Here is a 16,345-nt window from a genome sequence, read left to right as displayed (position 1 = left end):
TGAGGTCGCGTTGCAAGGCCGAGACCGGGTTCGACGCGCCCCGCGCACCCGTGTTCCGTAACAACCGGGCACGGTTGCTGGCAGCCGAATAGGCTGACGAAACGACCGGCGCGGACCTCGGGCCCGCGCCGGACTGTTATCGGCGAGGATGGTTCGCGTGTCCGATCGTCAGAAGATCGGACACGTGCTCACCGACCCGCATTCGGGGTTTTCGGCGCCTCCGCGTCTATGACAGACATGAGGCCAATCGAATCGACAGACGGGTCGGACCTCGGACCTGGGACTCAGGATCGCGCCAGCATTGCGCTGAGAACGGATACGTCCGCCACGCTCTCGAGGTCGTCGACGCGGTCGATGAGCCGCTCGCCGGCCTCGACCTCGAGCCCGCCCGACTTCCAGGCCTTGCGGAACTTGTCCAGATGCTGGTCGCGGCTGAGGGCCGCCTTCGGATGGCCGAGCACATGGTCGAGTTTGATCTCGTGCACGGATCCATCCGACAGGGTCAGCTTGAACCGCTGCGGTGTCATGGCATTGGGGTCCGGATTGTCGTCCTGGATCACCACCACACGCGACGCGATGGCATGCGTGATCGGATCGCCCAGCACATCCCGCCCCAGAAAACCGTCCACGTTGACGTCGCCGCGGCGCAGGTAGGTGGCTGCAACGAAGGGGATGCAGAGCTTGGCGTAGTTCGGTTCCGGATCAGGAATGTCGGGGCGCCCGACCAGCCGAGCCACCAGAGACGGCACGAAGCACTCGAAGGCACGCACGTCGTCCGCGCTGAAGCGCAGCCGATCGCGGAGCAGCTTCAGCGCATGTACGGCGCCGTGTGTCAGCCGTCCGCTGGGGAAAGGCTTGTGCGCCATCTCCTCGATCTGGAACTCGTGGCCGATGCGCTCGATTTCGCCATCGATTTCGAAGCGATCCGCTTCGAACAGCCGGAAATAGCCGTGTGGGCCCGTCAGAACGTCGCGCGGCCCGGTGAAGCCGGCGGCAGCCAGGTCGGCGCTGACGATCCCGGCGCGGGAGGCGAAGCCCACCTGCAGTCCGAGACAGGGCGAGCCTTCGACATGGGCTTGCATGGTTCCCGACGTCTGCGAATACTGGATGCCGAGCGTGTTGGCGGTCAGGTCGAAATCATAGCCGGCCAGGTTTGCGATGGCTGCGGCCGCGCCGAACCCTCCGGCGGTTGAGGGCCGGAAGAAACGCACCGGCCCGCGCGCCGCAAAGCCGAGGAATGTCGCGATATCGACGCCGGCGATGCAGGCGGCAATCATCTCGGCCCCCGCAACTGGCCGGCCTCGATGCGCCCGCCGGTCGGCATAGGCCAGCACCGCCGCGAGGATCGCCGCCATCGGGTGGAGCACGGCCCGTTCGTGCAGGCAGTCGAATTCGAGCGAGTGGATGCGGTATGCGTTGACGAAGGCGGCCGATGGCGCAGGAAGGCGCGTCTCCGATCCCCAGACGCGGGCGTCCGCGCCGTGGCCCCAGGTGTCGACCAGCGCCGTCATCGCCTCCAGATTGGTCCCGTGGGCGCCAGCGGCGCCGACGCCCAGCGTGTCGAGGATGAAGACCTTCATGCGCGTGACCGCCGAAGCCGGCAGGGTTCCGTGGCGAAGCGATGAGACGTGCTCTACGAGGCGCGGGAACGGGTCAGTCATTGCGCTAGTATCCCGCGAGCCTGGGGAGGAAGAGGAACACGTCGGGGAAGAACACGACCGCCAGCGTGACGCCGAACTGGATGGCGATGTAGGGCCACACTTCCCTTGCGATCTCACCCACCTTCAGCCCGGTCATGCCGGCCATCAGGAAGAGCAGCGCGCCCACGGGGGGCGTCAGCATGCCGACGATGAGGGTGAGGATGAAGACCAGCGCGAAATGCAGCGGCTCGATGCCGTAGACCAGCGCCATCGGGGCGAAAATCGGGACCAGCATCACGTAGGCCGCCGTCGATTCCATGAACATTCCCACCACGACGAGCATGGCGAAAACCAGCAGCAGGAACATCGTCGGGTCTTCGGTGAGACCCTGCAGCAGGTTCCGCAGATCATTGGGCACGTGGTCGATCGAGAGGATGAAGGTCACTGTCGAGGCGAAGGCAATGATGACGGTGACGACGCCCGTGGTGAGGCCGGCGTGCAGCAGCGCCTGCGGGAAATCCGAGAGCTTCAGCTCCCGCGTGTAGAACAGGCCGAGCAAGGCCGACATGACCACCGCGATCGCGCCGCCCTCGGTGGCGGTGAAGGCGCCGCCCATGATGCCGCCGATGACGATGACCGGCAGCATGATGGCCGGAATCGATCTGAAGCCCGTGCGCAGGACCACCGAAAGGCGAAACGGCTCTCCCGTCATCGGGAAGCCGCGGCGCCGCGCGGTGACATAGATGTAGACGCACATCAGGAAGGCGATCAGCACCGCCGGGAGTACACCGCCGATGAACAGCGCCGGCAGCGACAGGCTCGGGCCGGCAATCGTGGCGTAGACGATCATTGCGGTCGAGGGTGGCAGGATGGGGCCGAGGTTGCCGGTCGCGGCGATCAGGGCCGCGCCGAACGGGCGCCCATAGGCCTGCCCGAGCGGCTTCATCAGCGCAGATCCGAGCGCTGCGGCGTCAGCGACGGCCGCGCCGGACACCGAGGCAAGCCCCATGCCGGACGCGACGGTGACGTGTCCCAGCCCGCCATGCACGCGCCCGACCAGGGTATTCGCGAACGTGACGGCGATCCGCACGATACCGCCGCGCACCATCAGTTCCCCGGCGAGCATGAAGAAGGGAATGGCCAGCAGCGGGAAGGAATTGACGGCGAACATCATTTTCGAGGCGACCAGTTCGATCGGCAGACCGCTGAGCCACAGGCCGACCATGCCCGAAACCCCGAATGCAAAGGCGAGGGGGATGCCGAACAGGCAGGCGGCGAAGAAGATGATGGCGATGATCAGGCTCATGGCAGGACCTGCTTGGTGTCGCTCTCGTATGCACGCTCCACCGGCAGGCCGCGCACGAGCTGAACCAGGAGATGGACGATCGACCAGGCGGAACCGATGGCAAGCGGGTAGTAGAACCAAGCGGCCGACAATGGCAGCGTGTTCAACATCTCGGACGACCTTCCCTTGATGCTGACCCAGGCACCCAGGAAGACGACGGTCATCAGGACGATGATCGCGGCCGCGGCGAGGCGCACGAGCGTGGAGCGGAACGCGGCGGGAACGTTGTCGCGCAGGCTGGTGATCGCGACGTGCAGCCCTCGCGAGATGCCAAGCGGCATCACCAGGAAGGTCATCCAGATGAAGCTCAGGCGGCTGAGCTCGTTCGAGAACAGGATGGACCTGCTGAAGCCGTAGCGGCCGACGACGTCGCAGGCAATGACGACGACGATGATGGCCATCAGGACGGCGACCGCACCCATCAGGATGCGGTCGACGATGTCGATGAGGCGGTCCAAGGGACTATTTCGCGGCGTCGACGGCAGAGAGGAACTCGTCGACGAGTTCGGCGCCGAGACGCGACTTCACCTCGTCCAGGACCGGAGCGGTCGCCGTGCGGAAAGCCTCCCGTTGCTCGGGCGTGAGCCTGGTCAGCTCGACGCCCTTCGAGAGCACCGTCTCGAGGTTGGTCGCCTCGTCTGCTGCGGCATAGCTGCGCTGCTCGAGCGTCGCGAGCCGGCCGGCCTCGATCACGGCCTCGCGGTCCTCCTCGGTCATGGCGTCGAGCGCGGTCTTGCTGACGGCGAAGACGATGACGTCGAAGAAGTGCCCGGTGTCGGTGACGTACTTCTGCTTGGCGTCGTAGAGGCGGAAGCTGTTGATGACCGCATAGGGGTTTTCCTGTGCGTCGACCACGCCCTGGCTGAGCGCCGCAAACATTTCGCTCGCATCGATCGAGGTCGGGCTGGCGCCGAGCAGGTTGAAGGTTGCGATGTGCACGGGGTTGTTTTGCAGGCGGATCTTCAGGCCCTGAAGGTCTTCGGGCTGCGTGATCGGGCGGACGGAATTGGTGATGTTGCGGAAACCCAGTTCCATGAAGCCCAGGACCACGAGGCCCTTTGCCTCGAACAGCGGCTTCATCTTCTCGCCGAACGGGCCGTCGAACACCTTGAACGCCGTCTCGCGGTCCGAAAAGATGAACGGCATGTTGGTGACGCCGATCTCCGGCACTTGCGAATTGAAGAAGGCCGACGACACGAAGACGCCGAAATTGATGCCGCTCTGCGCCTGGTTCACCATTTCCGGCGCCTGGCCGAGCTCGCTGTTGGCGAACACCGATACGGTGTGGCGGCCGGCGGTCAGCTCTTCGACCTTGGCCGCGAAGACGTCCCGCATGGCGCGGGTGGACGAATGATTGTCGCCGAAACCCGATCCAAGTCGGAGTTCGGCGGCATGTGCCGTCGTCGAAACAGCAGCAATGGTGAAAGCGCATGCAAGTGCGCGGATCGTGTGCTTAAAGCTTTTCAATTGTGCAACTCCCAGCCTTCGCGCTCGCCGTTCCCCGGGCTTGCGTCGAATGATTGAATACGTATTCAATATTTAATTCGGGCGAACTGATGTCAAGGTGAATCTGGACTGCGACGGCCAGGCCGAGCGCCCTGGTGCGATCGGATCGCGCCAGGGCGGGATCGCGGTTACTTCGCCGCTGCGATCGCGGACAGGAAGGTATCCACCAGGTCCTGACCGAGCGCCTCGCGCACCTGGTCGTAGACCGGCGCTGTCGCCGCCTGGAATGCCTCGCGCTGTTCGGGCGTCAGCACCGTGATTTCGACGCCCTTGGCTTCGACTGCCGCGCGATTGGCCGCCTCGTCCTCGGCTGCGATCCGACGTTGCTCGGCGGTGGCGAGGCGGCCCGCCTCGATCACCGCTTCGCGGTCCTCCGGTGTCATGCCCTCGAGCACCGATTTGGAGACCGCAAACACGATGATGTCGAAGAAGTGCCCCGTTTCGGAGACGTAGCGCTGCCTGGCGTCGTAGAGCCGAAGATTGTTGATGACGGAATAGGGGTTTTCCTGTCCGTCGATCACACCCTGGCTGAGCGCTGCGAAGATCTCGGTTCCGTCCAGCGCCACCGGGCTGGCGCCAAGCAGGTTGAACGTCGCGATGTGGACCGGATTGCTTTGCAGCCGGATCTTCAGCCCTGCCACGTCGTCCGGCTCGACGATCGCACGCTTCGAGTTCGTGATGTGCCGGAAGCCCAGTTCCATGAAGCCGAGGACCACCAGACCCTTCTCTTCGAACAATGGCTTCAATTGCTCGCCCATTGGCCCATCGATGACCTTGAACGCGGTCTCGCGGTCTGAGAAGACGAAGGGGAGGTTGGTCACGCCGAGTTGGGGTACCTGCGAATTGTAGAAGGCGGTGGAGACGTAAACGCCGAAATTGATGCCGCTCTGTGCCTGGTTCACCATCTCCGATGTCTGGCCGAGCTCGCTGTTGGCGAACACCGATACGGTGTGACGGCCTTGCGTGAGTTCTTCGACCTTGGTCGCGAAGACGTCCTTGAGGGCCCGGGTCGATGAATGCGTGTCGCCGAAGTTCGAACCCAGCCGGAGGTCGGCAGCGACCGCGTTCCATCCGGACAGCGACAGCGCGACCACGCAGGCGGCCCCCAGCAATGCTGTTCTCGCCACTGAAATCGTCATCGATCCTGATCTCCCTGAGCTGTGCATCCGGTTATGGATGCCCGTTGGCTTCGTGATTTAACCTCAAAATATAAAATCGAATAAGATCAAAGATAGATTAGTCAGATTCTGATAGGCTTGATAAATGGAACATATAACTCTTACATTATTTGCTTTCCAGAAGCGAAGTTCAGCCCGCCTGCTTGGCGCCTTTGGCGAAGTCTTGTGATCAGTCCTTCGCGAGTTGTGCTGCGGAGATGCCGGCCAGTCGGCCGAGCGTGATGGCCGTTCCCAGTCCCGCTGCCGGCAGGTAGCCGTCGACGCCGGTGCCCGAAATGCTGCAGGCCGTGCCGCCGCCCGCGAAAAGGTTCGGCAGGCGCGAGCCGTCCGGACGCAGCACCTGCGCCCCTTCGTCAACCATCAATCCGCCCTGCGTATGGAAAAGCGCGCCCGTGGTGCGGATGGCATGCAGGCGGCCCGACAGGGGCGCCTTGCCGGTGAAGTCGCGGCCGAACGGGCATTGAGCGGCGCCGGCGGCCAGTCGTTCCACCTCAGCCCAGGTCTGGAGGAACGCGTCGGCGGGGATGTTCATCAGCTTCGCGAGGTCTGCAGGCGTGTCTGCGCTGCGGACCGCGCCGAGCGAGGCGAGATCGCGGAATTCGGGCAAGTCCTCGACCAATGCGCGCCGCGCATCGTCGAACACGATCCACCCCGTTCCCTGCGGTTGGCGCAGCACGTTCAGTGCCTGGCCGGAAATGTCGGCAACCTCGTTGGAGAAGCGTTTGCCCTCGACATTGACGGTGAAGCCGCCATGCATGACCGTCTCATAGTTGACGATGATCCCGTAGGGCTCGGCCAGCGCGCCATAGCCCTGGAATGCATCCATGCAGCCGATTGCGCCGCCGAGTTCGACGCCCCACTGGATGCCTTCGCCCTCGTTCCCTTCGTGGCCGAAGTACCGGTAGTAGGGGGCCTCTCCGAAGGACGTGATGTGGTTGCGCACCATCTCGTGGTTGGCGCCAAAGCCGCAGGTTGCCAGCACCAGCGCCTTGCAGCCGATCGTCTCGACCGTGTCGTCCGAGCGGCGGACGCGCACGCCGGTCGCGCGCCCGTCCGGGTCGGCATAGACCAGATCGACATGGGCCCCCGTCACGAGGTCGACGCCTGCGTTGGCGGCGGCCCGGATCAGCGCGCCGTGCAGTTCCTCGCCGGTCTTTGTCGGCATTCCGTGCATCCTGTTGACGGAGTGGCCAAAGAAGCCCGCCCAGGCGATGTTCATCCGGAACGGTATGTCATGCTTTTCGACCAGCCAGTCGATCGCGATGCCCGAATTCTCGGCGACCGTCCGGGCGATGCGCGGGTCGGCCTTTCCCTTGGTCCGCGCCATGATGTCGGCGTAGAAGCGGTCGGCGTCGTCGTCGATCCCGCGTTCTTTCTGAAACTTCGTGCCGGCCGCGCAGGCGTAACCCTGGGACATGCTGGTGCTGCCGCGCGGGTTTTCATCGCGTTCCAGAAGCAACACGTCCGCGCCGCCGTCCCGCGCGGCAAGTGCCGCGGTGAGGCCCGCGGCGCCTGCTCCGACGATGACCACAGCGACGTCGAGATCGAATCCGTCCTGTGGCGTTTGGGCGAGCGGCATGGAGACTTCCTTCGGCTGGCTGCACCGCGACACATCGCTTCGGGCTTGCCGCCCGCCGCTGCCACGATCGGGACTGGAGCCCCGGTTGAATACGAATTCATCATTTTATGACGACGCGATGCTGTCAAGTCATGTCTCTGTATCCAATATGATTTGGCTGATTTCGTTGGAGATAAACTCGATCTGACAAAAACCAGGGTGCCGCGGATTTCCCAGTTGACATGCTTCGGATCGGAGTTTTGAATACGAATGCAAGCATCGCCTGACGGAGGTGGTGCCCGAGGTCAGGACGATATTGGCAGGCGATTTCGGCGTGCAGCCTCCAGCTGCGCGGGGCGAGAGCGCGGGCCTGGCGCAAGGGGTGGCAATGCCTCTCCATGCATCATTCGCCCGGCCCCGAGACAGAGGGGCAATGCGTTGACGGTCTCCGAAAATCCTTTGCCGTGGCTGATCGAGCGCGTGGTCGCAACAGGCTATGACGACCTGCCGGACAACGCGGTCGAGAAGGCCAAGACATTCCTGATCGATACGTTCGGCGTCGGCGTGGCCGGCTGCAAGGGTTTCGGCCTCGATCACATCATCAAGGTGGCGTCGAGCTGGGGCAGCGGCGACGAGGCGACCATCTGGGCTGGCGGGCAGCGCGTCCCGGCTCCGGCTGCGGCCTTCGTCAATGCCTACCAGATCCACACTCTGGAGTTCGACTGCGTGAACGAGGATGCCGTGCTGCATCCCTTCGCGACGATCCTGTCCGCGGTCATGGCCTACTGCGAACGGCGTTCCAAGCAGGGCAATCCCGTCAACGGCCGCGACTTCCTGACGGCGGTCGCGATGAGCGTCGACGTGTCGATCTTCCTTGGCAAATCCTCGACCGGACCGATCCGCTTCTTCCGTCCCGCCGCGGCCGGCGGCTTCGGCGCCGTCGCGGCGCTGGGCAAGCTCGAAGGCATGGATGTCGAGACGATCATCCGCGCGATCGGCAACCAGTATGGGCAGACCAGCGGAACGCTGCAGCCGCATGTCGAGGGTTCGCCCATGCTCGGCATGCAGGTCGGCTTCAACTCCCGCGCCGCGATCGCTTCCTTGGATTTTGCTCGCGAAGGCATTCTCGGCCCCAGCGACGTGCTGACCGGCCGCTACGGCTATTTCCGCCTGTTCGAGAACGACGAGTTCGACGTCGAGCACGGCAGGCGCGAGCTGGAGGCGAGCTTCCAGATCGAGCGGATGTCGCACAAGCCGTTTCCGTCGGGACGCCTCACCCATGGCGCGATCGACGGGCTGCACCGCCTGCAAAAAACCCATGGATTCTCGGCCGACGACGTTGCTGCCATCGCCTGCGATGTGCCGCAACTCGTCAATCGGCTGGTCGGACGTCCGGACATTCCCGATCCCGCACCGAACTATGCCAAGCTCTGCCTCGGCTTCGTTGCGGCGACCTATCTTGTTCATGGCAAGGTGGACGTCGAGCATTTCATCGGCGACGAGATGCTGCGAAACGCGCGGACCCACGATCTTGCCGGTCGGGTGACGGTAACGCAGAACGACGTCACCAGTCACAGCGCGATGACGCCCCAGACGATCAGCGTCACGCTGAAATCGGGCGTGACGCACAGCGTGGTCGTCGAGGCGGCCTATGGCCATCCGGACAATCCGCTCAGCCGCGAGGAAAACCTCGACAAGTTCTGGCGCTGCTGGCGGCGCGCCGAGGGCATGGCCGACGCCGCCGGCGAGGAACTGATTGCCACGATCGAGGCGATCGAGGGTGTGCCCGACATTGCCGCGCTGACCCGGATCCTGGTCGCACCCGCATCTGGTGGGCGGCTGGTCTGACGATGGAAGCCATCGATACACTCGTCCACCGCGTCTCCGCGCTCTTTGCGCGGCTCGGCGGCGCGATGATCGTGCTGATCGCCGTCGGCGTCTCCGTCGACGTCGTGACGCGCAACCTGCTGGGACGCACGATCCTCAACTCCTACGAGTTCAGCACCTACCTGTTCGCGATCTCGATCAGTTTCGGCATGTCCTACACTGCGCTCTGCGGCGCGCATATCCGGGTCGACGTGCTGGTCACAAAGCTCCCCACGCCGGTCCGTCGCGGACTGGATTTCCTCTCCTTCCTGGCGCTCGCCGCGCTCGCCGTTCTGTTCGCCTACCTGTCCGTCAAGCTCGCCTGGGCGAGCACGTCGCGGGGCGTCACGTCCAGCTCCGCGCTCGCCTTCCCGCAAGGGCTGCCGCAATCCGTCTGGGCCCTGGGCTTCGCCATCTTCGCGTTGACCGGCATTCTGCTCACCGTCCGACATGCCGCCCACCTTCTGAGGGGCCGCGGTGTCGACGCCGACAATCTGGGCCGGTTCGGGCAGGACCAGGAGGTCGCCGAAGCGGTTGCCGAAGCACGGCACAGGGAGACTTGAGATGATACCCACCCTGGTGCTCCTGCTGTTCGGACTGATCGCGATCGGACTGCCGGTCGGCGCGGTCCTGGTCATCGTCACACTCGTCCTCGACCACTTCTTCTCGTTTTTCCCGGTCCTGCCGGCGAGCGGCGAGATGCTCTGGGGCGGCTCGACCAGCTTTTCGCTGGTGGCGGTGCCGCTCTTCATCCTCACCGGCGAACTGCTGCTGAATTCCGGCATCGCGGCAGGCATGTTCGTCGCGATCGACCGCTGGGTACGGGTTGTGCCGGGTGGGCTCCTGCACACGATCATCGGCTCCAGCGCGCTGTTTTCGGCGACGTCGGGCTCTTCCGTCGCGACGGCGGCGACGATCGGTACCGTCGCGATCCCGCAGATGAAAGCGGGAGGCTATTCGCCGCCGCTGTTCCTGGGCTCCATCGCAGCCGGCGGGACGCTCGGAATTCTCATCCCGCCGTCCATCAACATGATCATCTACGGGGTACTGGCCGACGTCTCGATCGGGCGGCTCTACCTGGCCGGCCTGATCCCCGGGCTCCTGCTCGCGCTGCTCTTCTCGCTTTTGATCCTCGGCGTCTGCATCTGGTATCCGGCAGCGCGCGGCAGGAAGGAAGCCATGCCGACCTGGCGGGAGCGTTTCCAGACCTTGCCGGGCCTGCTGCCGCCGCTGCTCCTTTTCATCCTGATGGTCGGCTCGATCTATCTCGGGGTGGCGACGCCGACGGAAGCCGCGGCGCTGGGCTTCCTGGCGGCGCTGGTCATGACGGCGATGCGCGGCAAGCTCACCTTCGCGCTTCTGATGGGCGCGTTCGAGCGCACCATGCGCACCACCTGCATGGTCATGCTGATCGTGCTGGCGGCGCAGCTCCTCAACTTCGTGATGGTCTCCGTCGGCCTCGCCGACCAGATCCGGAATGCCGTCGGCGCCATCGACGCTCCGCCTGTGGTCATCCTGATGGCCATCGTCGTGATCTACCTCGTCCTCGGCTGCTTCATGGAAACGCTGTCTCTGATGATCGCCACGACCCCCATCGTGGTGCCGATCATCGTCGCGATCGGATACGACCCCCTCTGGTTCGGGGTGATCTTCATGATCATGATCGAGATGGCGCTGATCACGCCGCCGATCGGCATGAACCTCTTCGTCGTCCAGTCGGTGCGCGGCGAAGGCAGTTTCCGCGACGTCACGCTCGGGGCCGTGCCCTTCGTGGCCGCGATGCTGGCGATGATCGCCATCCTCACCGCCTTTCCGTCTCTCGCCACTTGGCTTCCCACCTTCATGCGGGGATGACAGGCGGGGTTTTCGAACAAGAAACAAACAAAGGGAACACCATGAAAAAGAATGCTGCAATTGTCGCCATGCTGATCGCGGGGCTCGCCACACCCGCCTTTGCGCAAACCTTGCCGGCGACCGAGATCACCGTCGTCGGCAATCTCGGAACCACCACGCAGAGCAGGGTGCTCGAGGCGCCGTTCTGGACCACGAAGGTCACCGAACTTTCCGGCGGCTCGGTCAAGGCACGGTTCCGCCCGATGAACGAACTCGGCCTCAAGGGCCCCGAAATGTTCGGCATGGTGACCGACGGGGTCATGAACATCGCCACCGGCCAGCTCGGCCACCATTCGGGTCACGATCCGATCAACGACGGCAGCGACCTCGCCGGCATGTCCTCGAACTACGACGAGTTCGAAGCCGCATCGACGGCCTTCTTCCCGATCCTCGCCGAGTACTATCGCACGAAGCTCGGCCTGCACCTGCTCGCGCTGCAATCCTACCAGAGCCAGGTGGTCTACTGCCGCGTGCCGGTCGAGAACCTGGCGGACATCAAGGGCAAGCGCGTGCGCACCTCGGGCGCATCGCAGTCCGATTTCATCGCCTATCTCGGCGGCGCGCCGGTCAACATGCCGTTCGGCGAAGTCCAGCAGGCGCTGGAGCAGGGCGTGATCGACTGCGCCATCACCAGCACCGTCGGCGGCTATACCTCGCGCTGGTATGAGGGTTCGAAGTTCGTCTATGACCTTCCGGTCAACTTCGGCGCCGGTGCCACCGTCGCCAATGCGGCGTGGTGGGACGCACTCGACCCGGCGGTGCAGGCTTTCCTGACCAAGGAAGTCGGCGCGCTGTCAGCCGAAATGTGGGCCCAGAACCGTCGGGAAGACCGTGAAGGCATCGCCTGCAACGGCGCCGGTCCGTGCTCGATCGGTGAGCCTGCGATGCAGACCATCGTCACGCCGACGGAAGCCGACCTCGCTCTGCAGAAGGAAGCCTTCGAGAAGGGCGTCCTGCCGGGCTGGCTGAACCGTTGCGGCGAAGTCTGCTCCGATGCCTACGAGAAACTCTCCGCCCGCTGAACGCCGCAAGGACTGAACTGAAAGCGCCCGGCCTCCTCGTGCCGGGCGTTTCGGTTGCCGTCCATCCGGGAGGAAGATCCGGAAGATGTGCAGAGCCGCGCAGATCCGCCGCCCGTCGCTTCAGCGTCGCACGACGTCCTGCCATTCCGGATGCCGTCCGATCTGCGCTTTCGCGAAGGGGCAGAGCGGCATGATGGCGACGCGATCACGACGGGCGTCCTCGACGGCCTGGCGCACCAGTCGCTCGCCGACCTTGCGGCCGCGCAGGGCCGCGGGCACCTCCGTGTGGTCGATGATGATCAGGCCCTCGCCGGCGCGGCTGTAGGTCATCTCCGCCTCCACGCCGTCGACGACGAGGCGGTAGCGCCCCTTCGATGGACCATCTTCCCGCTCGACATTTCCGTCGTCGATCGCGGCCGCAGGCCTGACCGTTTCGGCGTCGGGCCGGCGGACCTGCCGCGGCGCTCCATGCGCGCATTCGAGGAGGTCGCGGTCCCATGCGCCCAGATTGGCCGCCGCCTCGTAGGTCGAGACGAGGAACGCCATCAGCGCCCCGTCGGGGTCGGCCGCCGACTGCACCGCATCGTAAGGCAGGACGAATTCCGACAGGCCTTCGTGCCAGAATGCCGCGTCGGGCCGCACCGCCGCCGCGCGATAACCGGCCGGGGCCGGATAGGCGTAGGCGTAGAAGGCGGGGTAATCGATGCCGTTGCCGCCCGGCCAGAAGCCCGCCGAGGAGACCTCGCGGTCATAGGCCTCCTGCGCCACGTCGTCCGGAAGGGCCGGAATGCCAGCCGGATGGAGCGGCGCGCGCCGACCCGAGAACCGGGTCACGGCGAGGTCGAGCGCGCCCCAGAACAGGTGAACGGGGCTGGACTTGCCGAGGAAGGACGTGCGGAACCGGTTGAAGACCTTGTCGACCGCCATCAGGGCCTGATGGAAGCGCATGTCGAAATCGTCGCGGGTCCGGGTCTCGCTCGAGGTTCCGTAGCCCCAGAGGCTGGTGCCGACCATCTGGCGGCCCGGCGCCAGCAATCCCAGCATTCTGCCGGCAGGCGGCATGGGTGCCAGCAATCTCAGCATCTTCCGGCAGGCGGCATGGGTGCCGTAGGAACCAGGAACGAAGCGCACGGTCGGCCGTCGCCCGTCTCGACTTAATCGATGCCCTGGGGATGTGTGCTCCCCCTCGTTCATCCCCCACCCACCGTCGTGTCAAGGCGCCAGCAGCGCGCCGAGACGCAGCGTTTCGCGCACGAGGATGTCCAGATCCTCGCGCCGTGTCCGGTGGTTGTTGATCGCCACGCGAAGGCAATGTTCGCCATGGACGGTCGTGTCGGACAAGGCGGCGATCCCTTCCTCCTGGAGCCGCAGCATGATCTCGATGTTGAGCGCCTTGCGCGCGGCATCGCCCATACCTTTCGGGCTGTAGCGGAAACACACGATGTTGATGCTGGTCGGCGCGACCAGCTCGAACAGCGGTTCCTGCTCAATCAACCCCGTAAGGTGGTGCGCCTGTGCGATGTTCTGGTCGATCAGCCGGCCGAACTTTTCGACGCCGTGTTCCTTCAGCGCCATCCAAACCTTCAAGGCCCGGAAGCCGCGCGTCGTCTGCAAGCCGAGTTCGTAAAGCCACTCGGCGGATGCGAGACCGCGCGGCGTCGATTCGAGATATTCCTGCGTCACTGCGAAGGCGCCGCGATGCGCGACCGCGTCGCGGATCAGGACGCAGCCGACTTCAAAAGGGGCGTGCAGCCATTTGTGCGGGTCAAGTGCCACCGAATCGGCGCGCTCTATGCCGGAGACGCGATCGGCATTCGCGGGTGCGATCGCCAGCAACGCGCCGATGCAGCCGTCGACGTGGAGCCAAAGCGCTTCCTCTGCCGCAAAGTCGGCGAGGGCTTCCAGATCATCGATGGCGCCGGTGTTGACCGTGCCGGCCGTGGCGATCAGGCAGGCGGGCTGATTTCCGGCCGCGCGATCCTCTGCAATCGCCGCCCGAAGCGCGGCGATATCGATCCGCAGATCGGCATCCGAAGGGATGCGCCGAAGCGCCTTGTTGCCAAGCCCTAGCGCCTCCATCGCCTTGCGATGGCAGCTATGCACCTGATCGGAAGCGTAGAAGCGCAGGGGCTTTTCGATCGCGGCAACACCATCTTCGCGGACATTCACGCCCGCCTTGACGTTGCGCGCGACGATGAGCGCAATCAGATTGGCCATCGAGCCGCCGCTGACCAGTGTTCCGCTGGCCGATGAAGGAAACCCAATCATCTCCTTGCACCAGTTCACGACCTGGATGTCCAAAGAGGCGGCGGCATGATTGCCGCCGCCGAGGTTAGATCCCTGGACGGCGGCCAGGAAGTCCGCCAGGGCGCCGGTGAAATTGCCCGATCCCATGTACCAGGACCAGAAGCGCGGATGGATGTTGCCCATCGGATAGGGCATCAGGTTCTCGGTCACCTGCCGATACACTTCATCGAGCGGTGTCGGAGCATGGGGCACGGGCCGCTCGAACGAGGCTTTCACCTCGACCGGCATCTGCTGCCACACGGGCCGCTCCCGGACGCCGCGGAGATAGCCGATCGAATCGTCGATCATCCGATGCGCGAGCGTCCGGACATCGCCCCACTCGGCCGGGTCGAGGGTTTCCTCCGCGTCCAAGGTCGCGGGACCGGGCAGCGCATTCATTTCGTCTTTCCCCTGAAGCGTGGTCACGCGGCAGCAAGCTGGAATCCGGGTGTCGACAACGAGAGGGCGCGCTCTTCATCGTCCATATCGGCCTCGATCCCGTCGAAAAGCGGCGTCGTCATGTACCGCTCGCCGGTGTCGGGGAGCATGCAGAGGATGATGGAGCCGGCTGGCGACCGTTCTGCTATCTGATGGGCTACCGCGAAGCTGGCACCGCCGGAGATCCCGGTCAGGATTCCCTCCCTCTGCGCGAGGGCCCTTGCCCATTTGATGCCCTCCGCGCCGGCGACAGGAGTCACGTCGTCGTAGAGGCCGGAGTCGATCGCCTCCTGCAGGACATTCGGAATGAAATCGGGGGTCCAGCCCTGGATCGGATGAGGTTCGAAGGCGGGGTGGCTTGACGTCGGCGACCCACCGGAGTCACGGTCTTGCAGATGACCACTGGCGATCAGCTGCGCGTTTGCCGGCTCGGCTAACACTATCCGTGTCTCCGGCCGCTCGCGACGCAGCACGCGGCCTATGCCCACGACGGTTCCGCCGGTGCCATAGCCGGTGACGAACCAGTCCAGACGCGATCCGGCAAAATCGTTGATGATCTCGCGCGCGGTCGTCGCTTCGTGAATGGCGGCGTTGGCCTTGGTCTCAAACTGGCGCGCCAGGAACCAGCCGTTCGCTTCAGCCAGCTCGACGGCCTTCTGGTACATACCAAGTCCCTTCTGCGCGCGCGGCGTCAGCACCACTTTGGCGCCAAGCATCCTCATCAGCTTGCGGCGTTCGATGGAGAAGCTGTCAGCCATCGTCACGACGAGCGGGTAGCCCCTGGCCGCGCAGACCATTGCCAGGCCGACGCCCGTATTGCCAGACGTCGCCTCGACCACCGTCTGCCCCGGGCTCAAGGTTCCGTCGCGTTCGGCTTCCTCGATGATGTTGAGCGCCAACCGATCCTTGACCGAACCGGCAGGGTTGAAGGCTTCCGCCTTGACGTAGAGTTCGACACCGGCCGGGGCGAGATTGTTGATCCGGATTGTGGGGGTGTCGCCCACGGTTTCAAGGACGCTGGTGTAAAGCCTCCCACGCCCCTGTGTCGTGCGCATTGTCCTCGCGTCCATCAAATCTCTCCGTTTGCTGTCAAAAGCCAAGGCGGGTCCAAATCAGCGGGAGCCATTCAGTGCTGGTGTTCGGGCGGCGCGAACAGGATCAGTTCGACTCGTTCGTCACCATCGACATAGGCGTCATGTCCCGGCGGAATTTCGAAGAAGTCGCCGGTGCTGATGTGGGTCTCGATGCCGGTGTCAATCATACGGACGACGAGCCTGCCCGAAATGCAGTATCCCGTGTGTCGCATCGGGCAGGAGTCCGGCGAGCCGAGCAGCGGCTTCTCGTCGACTTCCCACGACCAGCCGGGCTCGAAGATCGCGTGCATTCCCGCGCTGCCGTCGGCCAGCTTGACGATGGAGATGCCACCGCGCTCCTTCATGTCGAGGCGCTGGTCCGGCGTTTCGAAACGTCTGGTCTGTATCGCGTTGTCTTGCATCGTTTCGCTCCTTCTCTGCTAGCCTCTGACGCGTGAGGCAGGTTTCGCTCCTAAATCTGCACCGATCGCTTCGAGCAGGCTTGAAGGAGTTCTGAAGAATTTCTGTAGAAGCCGGCGA

The 16,345-nt window shown here is 64.6% G+C and carries 14 protein-coding genes; 4 read left to right on the top strand and 10 right to left on the bottom strand.

Features of this window, described 5'->3' with window-relative positions:
• Positions 1–284: 284 nt before the first annotated feature.
• The 6 genes from EJC49_RS12510 to EJC49_RS12485 all read right to left on the bottom strand — a co-directional run bounded on the left by EJC49_RS12510 (position 285) and on the right by EJC49_RS12485 (position 7,248).
• Entirely contained in the window at positions 285–1,661 is a 1,377-nt protein-coding gene (locus EJC49_RS12510; protein ID WP_126700266.1) for an MmgE/PrpD family protein, read from the bottom strand.
• A 4-nt stretch (positions 1,662–1,665) separates the two neighbouring features.
• Complete coding sequence (locus EJC49_RS12505) at positions 1,666–2,946, bottom strand: TRAP transporter large permease (protein WP_126700265.1); 1,281 nt, start codon at positions 2,944–2,946, stop codon at positions 1,666–1,668.
• A complete protein-coding gene (locus EJC49_RS12500) occupies positions 2,943–3,443 on the bottom strand; it encodes a TRAP transporter small permease (RefSeq protein WP_126700264.1) in 501 nt (166 codons plus the stop codon). Before EJC49_RS12500 ends, EJC49_RS12505 begins: the two co-directional genes overlap by 4 nt.
• A 4-nt stretch (positions 3,444–3,447) precedes the next feature.
• Positions 3,448–4,452: a TRAP transporter substrate-binding protein gene (locus tag EJC49_RS12495; RefSeq protein WP_126700263.1), complete on the bottom strand. Its 1,005-nt coding sequence runs from the start codon at positions 4,450–4,452 to the stop codon at positions 3,448–3,450.
• Between the two features lie 167 nt (positions 4,453–4,619).
• Positions 4,620–5,630, bottom strand: coding sequence for a TRAP transporter substrate-binding protein (locus EJC49_RS12490; protein ID WP_170314700.1), 1,011 nt, complete (start codon positions 5,628–5,630; stop codon positions 4,620–4,622).
• 208 nt (positions 5,631–5,838) lie between these two features.
• Positions 5,839–7,248, bottom strand: a complete 1,410-nt coding sequence (locus tag EJC49_RS12485) for an FAD-dependent oxidoreductase (protein ID WP_126700261.1) — start codon at positions 7,246–7,248, stop codon at positions 5,839–5,841.
• Between the two features lie 417 nt (positions 7,249–7,665).
• Here EJC49_RS12485 and EJC49_RS12480 point away from each other — a divergent pair, with 417 nt between their 5' ends.
• From EJC49_RS12480 to EJC49_RS12465, 4 genes are read left to right on the top strand one after another with little or no spacing between them, the layout of a single operon-like run.
• Positions 7,666–9,075 (top strand): MmgE/PrpD family protein, encoded by a 1,410-nt coding sequence (locus tag EJC49_RS12480; protein WP_170314699.1) that lies wholly within the window; start codon positions 7,666–7,668, stop codon positions 9,073–9,075.
• Positions 9,076–9,077: 2 nt separating this feature from the next.
• The gene (locus tag EJC49_RS12475; RefSeq protein WP_126700259.1) at positions 9,078–9,656 is read left to right on the top strand and encodes a TRAP transporter small permease subunit; all 579 of its coding nucleotides are present in this window, start codon (positions 9,078–9,080) and stop codon (positions 9,654–9,656) included.
• A 1-nt stretch (position 9,657) separates the two neighbouring features.
• The gene (locus tag EJC49_RS12470) at positions 9,658–10,947 is read left to right on the top strand and encodes a TRAP transporter large permease (RefSeq protein ID WP_126700258.1); all 1,290 of its coding nucleotides are present in this window, start codon (positions 9,658–9,660) and stop codon (positions 10,945–10,947) included.
• Positions 10,948–10,988: 41 nt separating this feature from the next.
• Positions 10,989–12,008 carry a TRAP transporter substrate-binding protein gene (locus EJC49_RS12465; RefSeq protein ID WP_170314698.1) on the top strand — a complete coding sequence of 340 codons (1,020 nt, stop codon included), beginning with the start codon at positions 10,989–10,991 and terminating at the stop codon, positions 12,006–12,008.
• Positions 12,009–12,128: 120 nt separating this feature from the next.
• Here EJC49_RS12465 and EJC49_RS26070 read toward each other — a convergent pair whose 3' ends face one another.
• The 4 genes from EJC49_RS26070 to EJC49_RS12445 form a co-directional block, all read right to left on the bottom strand.
• On the bottom strand, positions 12,129–13,139 hold the full coding sequence (locus tag EJC49_RS26070; protein WP_245453383.1) for a DUF5996 family protein: 1,011 nt from the start codon (positions 13,137–13,139) through the stop codon (positions 12,129–12,131).
• 81 nt (positions 13,140–13,220) lie between these two features.
• Complete coding sequence (locus tag EJC49_RS12455; RefSeq protein ID WP_126700256.1) at positions 13,221–14,693, bottom strand: pyridoxal phosphate-dependent decarboxylase family protein; 1,473 nt, start codon at positions 14,691–14,693, stop codon at positions 13,221–13,223.
• Between the two features lie 23 nt (positions 14,694–14,716).
• On the bottom strand, positions 14,717–15,802 hold the full coding sequence (locus EJC49_RS12450) for a PLP-dependent cysteine synthase family protein (RefSeq protein WP_170314697.1): 1,086 nt from the start codon (positions 15,800–15,802) through the stop codon (positions 14,717–14,719).
• A gap of 56 nt (positions 15,803–15,858) precedes the next feature.
• Positions 15,859–16,227, bottom strand: a complete 369-nt coding sequence (locus EJC49_RS12445; protein ID WP_126700255.1) for a cupin domain-containing protein — start codon at positions 16,225–16,227, stop codon at positions 15,859–15,861.
• Positions 16,228–16,345 lie beyond the last annotated feature (118 nt).

The sequence above is a fragment of the Aquibium carbonis genome, assembly GCF_003970795.1.
Classification (GTDB): domain Bacteria; phylum Pseudomonadota; class Alphaproteobacteria; order Rhizobiales; family Rhizobiaceae; genus Aquibium; species Aquibium carbonis.
This window is presented reverse-complemented; position numbering and strand designations above follow the sequence as displayed.

Excerpts from the sequence above, each read along its gene's own strand:
- EJC49_RS12510 (WP_126700266.1), bottom strand. The coding sequence starts at position 1,661 with ATGACTGACCCGTTCCCGCGCCTCGTAGAGCACGTCTCATCGCTTCGC.
- EJC49_RS12505 (WP_126700265.1), bottom strand. The coding sequence starts at position 2,946 with ATGAGCCTGATCATCGCCATCATCTTCTTCGCCGCCTGCCTGTTCGGC.
- EJC49_RS12490 (WP_170314700.1), bottom strand. The coding sequence starts at position 5,630 with ATGACGATTTCAGTGGCGAGAACAGCATTGCTGGGGGCCGCCTGCGTG.
- EJC49_RS12485 (WP_126700261.1), bottom strand. The coding sequence starts at position 7,248 with ATGCCGCTCGCCCAAACGCCACAGGACGGATTCGATCTCGACGTCGCT.
- EJC49_RS12475 (WP_126700259.1), top strand. The coding sequence starts at position 9,078 with ATGGAAGCCATCGATACACTCGTCCACCGCGTCTCCGCGCTCTTTGCG.
- EJC49_RS12470 (WP_126700258.1), top strand. The coding sequence starts at position 9,658 with ATGATACCCACCCTGGTGCTCCTGCTGTTCGGACTGATCGCGATCGGA.
- EJC49_RS12465 (WP_170314698.1), top strand. The coding sequence starts at position 10,989 with ATGAAAAAGAATGCTGCAATTGTCGCCATGCTGATCGCGGGGCTCGCC.
- EJC49_RS12455 (WP_126700256.1), bottom strand. The coding sequence starts at position 14,693 with ATGAATGCGCTGCCCGGTCCCGCGACCTTGGACGCGGAGGAAACCCTC.
- EJC49_RS12450 (WP_170314697.1), bottom strand. The coding sequence starts at position 15,802 with ATGGACGCGAGGACAATGCGCACGACACAGGGGCGTGGGAGGCTTTAC.
- EJC49_RS12445 (WP_126700255.1), bottom strand. The coding sequence starts at position 16,227 with ATGCAAGACAACGCGATACAGACCAGACGTTTCGAAACGCCGGACCAG.